Annotated in this window: 4 protein-coding genes; 3 read left to right on the forward strand and 1 reads right to left on the reverse strand. The window is 66.8% G+C overall.

From position 1 onward, the window contains the following. The first annotated feature begins 142 nt into the window (after positions 1 to 142). Both istA and istB read left to right on the forward strand, forming a co-directional pair. The gene (gene istA / locus EES42_RS44295; protein ID WP_164495620.1) at positions 143 to 1,777 is read left to right on the forward strand and encodes an IS21 family transposase; all 1,635 of its coding nucleotides are present in this window, start codon (positions 143 to 145) and stop codon (positions 1,775 to 1,777) included. Next, a complete protein-coding gene (istB, locus tag EES42_RS44300; RefSeq protein WP_124723839.1) occupies positions 1,774 to 2,571 on the forward strand; it encodes an IS21-like element helper ATPase IstB in 798 nt (265 codons plus the stop codon). Before istA ends, istB begins: the two co-directional genes overlap by 4 nt. 56 nt (positions 2,572 to 2,627) lie before the next feature. Here istB and EES42_RS44305 read toward each other — a convergent pair whose 3' ends face one another. Then, positions 2,628 to 2,993 (reverse strand): nuclear transport factor 2 family protein, encoded by a 366-nt coding sequence (locus EES42_RS44305; RefSeq protein ID WP_124723840.1) that lies wholly within the window; start codon positions 2,991 to 2,993, stop codon positions 2,628 to 2,630. A 337-nt stretch (positions 2,994 to 3,330) separates the two neighbouring features. On the opposite strand from EES42_RS44305, the gene EES42_RS44310 reads away from it, so the two are divergent. Next, positions 3,331 to 4,430 (forward strand): ISL3 family transposase (locus EES42_RS44310; protein ID WP_241197012.1); only part of this gene is annotated, 1,100 nt, incomplete at its 3' end.

The raw sequence follows: 4,430 nt of genomic DNA on the forward strand, positions 1-4,430 counted from the left end.
GCAGTAGTGACGTCACTTGTCGATGGGTTTGGGAGGCGCCCCGAACCACGGTCGGGTGATGTTGATGAGTTTGGGAGGCGCTGGGGTTCTTGCCAGGGCAGCATCGGGATGCTCCTGGTGAAAGGTCCTGGTCATGCCGCAGATGTCGAAGGTCGAGCTGTATGCGGCGATCCGGCGTGACCATCGCGGTGGCATGTCGATGCGGGAGCTTGAGCGCAAGCACGGCGTGACGTGGCGGACGGTACGCAAGGCGTTGGACTCGTCCTGGCCAGAGCCTCGTAAGAAGCTGCCGCCCCGTGCCACCACGCTGGACCCGTACAAGGCGGTGATCGACGAGATCCTGCGGGCGGATCTGGACGCGCCGCGTAAGCAGCGGCACACGGTCACCCGGATCTTCCACCGGCTGGTCGAGGAGCACGGGGCAGACGTCTCCTACGGGGTGGTGCGCTACTACGTTGCCAGCCGGAAGCCCGAGATCCTGGTCGAGTCCGGCAAAGCGCCGCTCGAAGCGTTCGTTCCGCAGACCCACCTGCCCGGCCATGAGGCGGAGGTCGACTTCGGTGACGTGACCGTACGGCTGGCCGGCGAGCTGGTGACCTGCTACCTGTTCTCCTTCCGGCTGTCGTACTCGGGCAAGGCCGTCCACCGCGTGTTCGCCTCCTGCGGCCAGGAAGCCTTCTTCGAAGGCCACGTCCACGCACTGCGGACCCTGGGCGGAGTGCCGAGGACCAAGGTCCGTTACGACAATCTGAAAGCCGCCGTCGCCAGGGTGCTGGGGCAGAGCCGGGCGAGAACGGAGGCTGACCGGTGGATCGCCTTCCGCTCGCACTTCGGCATCGAGAGCTTCTACTGCCGGCCCGGCATCGAAGGCGCCCACGAGAAGGGCGGAGTCGAAGGGATGATCGGCTACTTCCGCCGCAATCACTTCGTTCCCGTCCCCGAGGTCTCCTCGCTCGCTGAGCTGAACGAGATGGTCGAACAGTGGGACCGGCAGGACGACGCACGCCGCATCGGGTCCAGGGCCAAGACCGTCGCGGAGTACTTCGCACTCGAACAGCCACTGCTGATGCCGTTGCCCGAGGAACCGTTCGAGACGGGCCGGGTGTTCACGCCGCGGGTCGACCGCTACGGCCAGATCTCGGTCCGCACCAACCGCTACTCGGTCCCAATCCGGCTGATCGGCAAACGCGTGCGGGTCGTGCTACACGCCTCTCATCTGGTGGTCTACGACCAGAACGTGGAAGTGGCCCGGCACGAGCGGCTGATCGCGAAGGGCGCCGTCCGTCTGGACCTGGACCACTACCTGGAAGTCCTGGTCCGCAAGCCCGGCGCATTCCCCGGCTCCACCGCCCTCGAACAGGCCCGCTCGGCAGGCAGGTTCACCCCAGTCCACGACGCCTGGTGGGACCAGGCCCGCAAGATCCATGGCGAGCGAGACGGCACCAAAGCCCTGATCGAGGTCCTCCTGCTGGGACGCCACCTGCCCCACGAACATGTCGTCGCCGGCCTGGCCGCAGCTCTGCGAGCTGGGGCCATGACCGCTGACGCGGTCGCTCTGGAGGCCCGCAAGGCCGCCCAGGCCGAGGCCGAACCCACCCTCTCGGTGGACCGGCTGATTTCCGGCAAGCCGTCGGCGACGGTGACGTCCCTGCACGAATGGCGGCTCGCACATCTGCCGCCAGACACCAGGCCGCTGCCCTCGGTGACCCCCTATGACCAGTTGCTCCGAAGCCGCCGCACCAGCGGCGGTGACCACCGTGAGGGAGAAGCACAGTGACCCTGCCCCGCCAGCGAGGCTTGACCGAGCAGGCCGCCGACGCCGCCATCGACAGCGCCTGCCGCCTGCTGCGGCTGCCCTCGATCCGCAACGAGTTCTCCGACATTGCCGAACGGGCGCTGAAGGACCAGATGAGCTACCGGGGCTTCCTCGCCGAGCTGCTGATGGCCGAGTGCGACGACCGGGCCCGCCGCCGCTCGGAGCGGCGGATCAAGGCGGCCGGCTTCCCGCGAGAGAAGTCCCTGCGGACCTTCGACTTCGACGCCAACCCGAACATCGACGCGGCGACCATCCACACTCTCGCCAGCTGCGAGTGGATCAAGAAGAGCCAGCCACTCTGCCTGATCGGCGACTCCGGCACCGGCAAGTCCCACATGCTCATCGCCCTGGGCACCGAGGCCGCCATGAAGGGCTACCGCGTCCGCTACACACTCGCCACGAAGCTGGTGAACGAGCTGGTCGAAGCCGCCGACGAGAAGCAGCTGAACAAGACCATCGCCCGCTACGGCCGCGTCGACCTTCTCTGCATTGATGAGCTGGGCTACATGGAACTGGACCGCCATGGTGCCGAGCTCCTCTTCCAGGTCCTGACCGAGCGCGAGGAGAAGAACAGCGTCGCCATCGCCTCCAACGAGTCCTTCGGCGGCTGGACCAAGACGTTCACGGACCCCCGCCTCTGCGCCGCCATCGTCGACCGCCTGACCTTCAACGGCACCATCATCGAGACCGGCACCGACTCCTACCGCCTCGCCAGCACCCGGGCGCGCGCGGAAGAACCCGTCAAGGCCAGCTGACATTAACCGCCCCGGCCTCGGTGGCCGCCGCCTTGCAGGCGGCGGCCACCGACCGCTCAGCTCGTCAAAGTGCCCTGGTGGAAGTACATGCGCCAGCCCAGTTCCGTCAGACGCCACACGGAGCTCCGCCATGCTCGGCGCCCGCTGTGGTCAGCGAAGTACGTCAGATGAACGATGCCGGGAGCGAGTACGGCCCCCGACATATCGCTGACCTCGACCGGAGCTTCGGGGGTCACCGAACCGTCACTCGTCACCGAGAGAATTGACGTCGCGTCCCAGCGCCGCCCCGACGCTCCGAACTCGAGGAACTCCGGGTCCAGGAGCTCCGAGACCAGGGCCGGCGAAGCACGCACGTCAGGGTCGAGAAGCCGCATCTCCGCGTCAATGGCCGCTTGAACGGCCCGCTCACTCTTGTCTGCCATGCGCGAACCCTACGGACGTTCCTCGTCACGTCACAGCGAATAGTTCACGCAACGCAAGCAGCGACACCGGCAACGACATCGTTTCTCGTCAACATTTGTGGCCGGGTTGATCACCAACTGCCTCCGGAACCCGTGCACAAGTGCTGTCGCTAGACGGACTCTGGCTCACTTTCCGTGAAGCGCATACGTTGAGTAACGGCTGACGTCCGCGGCGGCCTCTGAGAAGTTGCCTGAAAATGATCAGTGCCGATCCTGGTGTGGCCGACAGTTCGACCTCGTGGAAGAGGGATTGCTCCGGCTGGAAGCTCTGTTGTTCTCGTCGGTCGCGGACGTGTCGGTGCTGTCGGTGGGCGTGTGTGACGAAGTGGTACGCATTGAGGCCCGTCGTACGGCAGCTGAGGCGGTGTGTCCGAGCTGTGGGTGCTCTTCAAGCCGAATACACAGCTCCTACCTGCGGTTTCCCTCCGATGTGCCCAGTGCGGGACGGCGGGTGGTTCTGTGCCTGCGCGTTCGCAGGTTCTTCTGTCTGGACGCTGCGTGCGGGCGGCGGACGTTCGTCGAGCAGATGCCGGGGCTGACCAGGAGATACAGCCGGTGGACCGAACGTCTGCGGTCGACCCTGGCCATGGTCGGCCTCGCCCTCGCAGGCCGGGCCGGCGCCCGGATGGCGGGCGTCTTCGGAGTGTCCGTCAGTCGCAGTACGGTGCTGCGGCTGGTCGAGGTGCTGCCCGAGCCGGATGTGCCGGCCCCGCGGGTGGTCGGCGTCGATGAGTACGCCACGCGCAAGGGCCGCGTCTACGGCACCGTGCTGGTCGACTGCGAGACCCGTCGGCCGGTGGACCTGCTGCCTGACCGGGAGGCGTCCAGCCTGGCCGAGTGGCTGGCGAAGCGGCCGGGCATCGAGGTGATCTGCCGGGACCGTGCTCCGTTCTTCGCCGAAGGCGCTTCGGCCGGGGCGCCTGCGGCGGTTCAGGTCGCTGACCGGTGGCATCTGTGGCACAACCTCAGCGAGGCCGCCGAGCGAGCTGTTGCCCGCCACCGCCAGTGCTTGCGTGTCCTGGCCCCCGAACCGGTCGAGGAAGGACCCGCCGAGCCCGCACCCTCCGTGGTGAACCCCGCTTCGCCCTGGAAGAGCGACCGGTTCGCCAATCGCGTCCGGTCCAGACACGCCACGGTCCACGCGATGCTGGAAGCCGGTCACAGCCGCCGTTCCATCGGCCGCCAACTCCACATGACGCACCGCACCGTCAAAAGCCTTGCCGATGCAGCCAGGCCGGAAGACCTTTTCACCGGTCAGTATCAGTTCAACCGAGCCTCCGCGCTGGACGAGTACAAGTCCTACCTCGACGAACGCTGGAATGAGGGCTGCACCAACGCCTGGAAACTCTGGGAGGAAGTCGTCCCGCTCGGCTACAAGGGCAGCTACGGCATCGTCAG

The sequence above is a fragment of the Streptomyces sp. ADI95-17 genome, from assembly GCF_003846175.1.
GTDB classification, from domain to species: Bacteria; Actinomycetota; Actinomycetes; order Streptomycetales; family Streptomycetaceae; genus Streptomyces; species Streptomyces sanglieri.

Bases quoted from the DNA above. Each gene is read 5' to 3' on its own strand.
- istA (WP_164495620.1), top strand. From the start codon at position 143: ATGTCGAAGGTCGAGCTGTATGCGGCGATCCGGCGTGACCATCGCGGT.
- EES42_RS44305 (WP_124723840.1), bottom strand. From the start codon at position 2,993: ATGGCAGACAAGAGTGAGCGGGCCGTTCAAGCGGCCATTGACGCGGAG.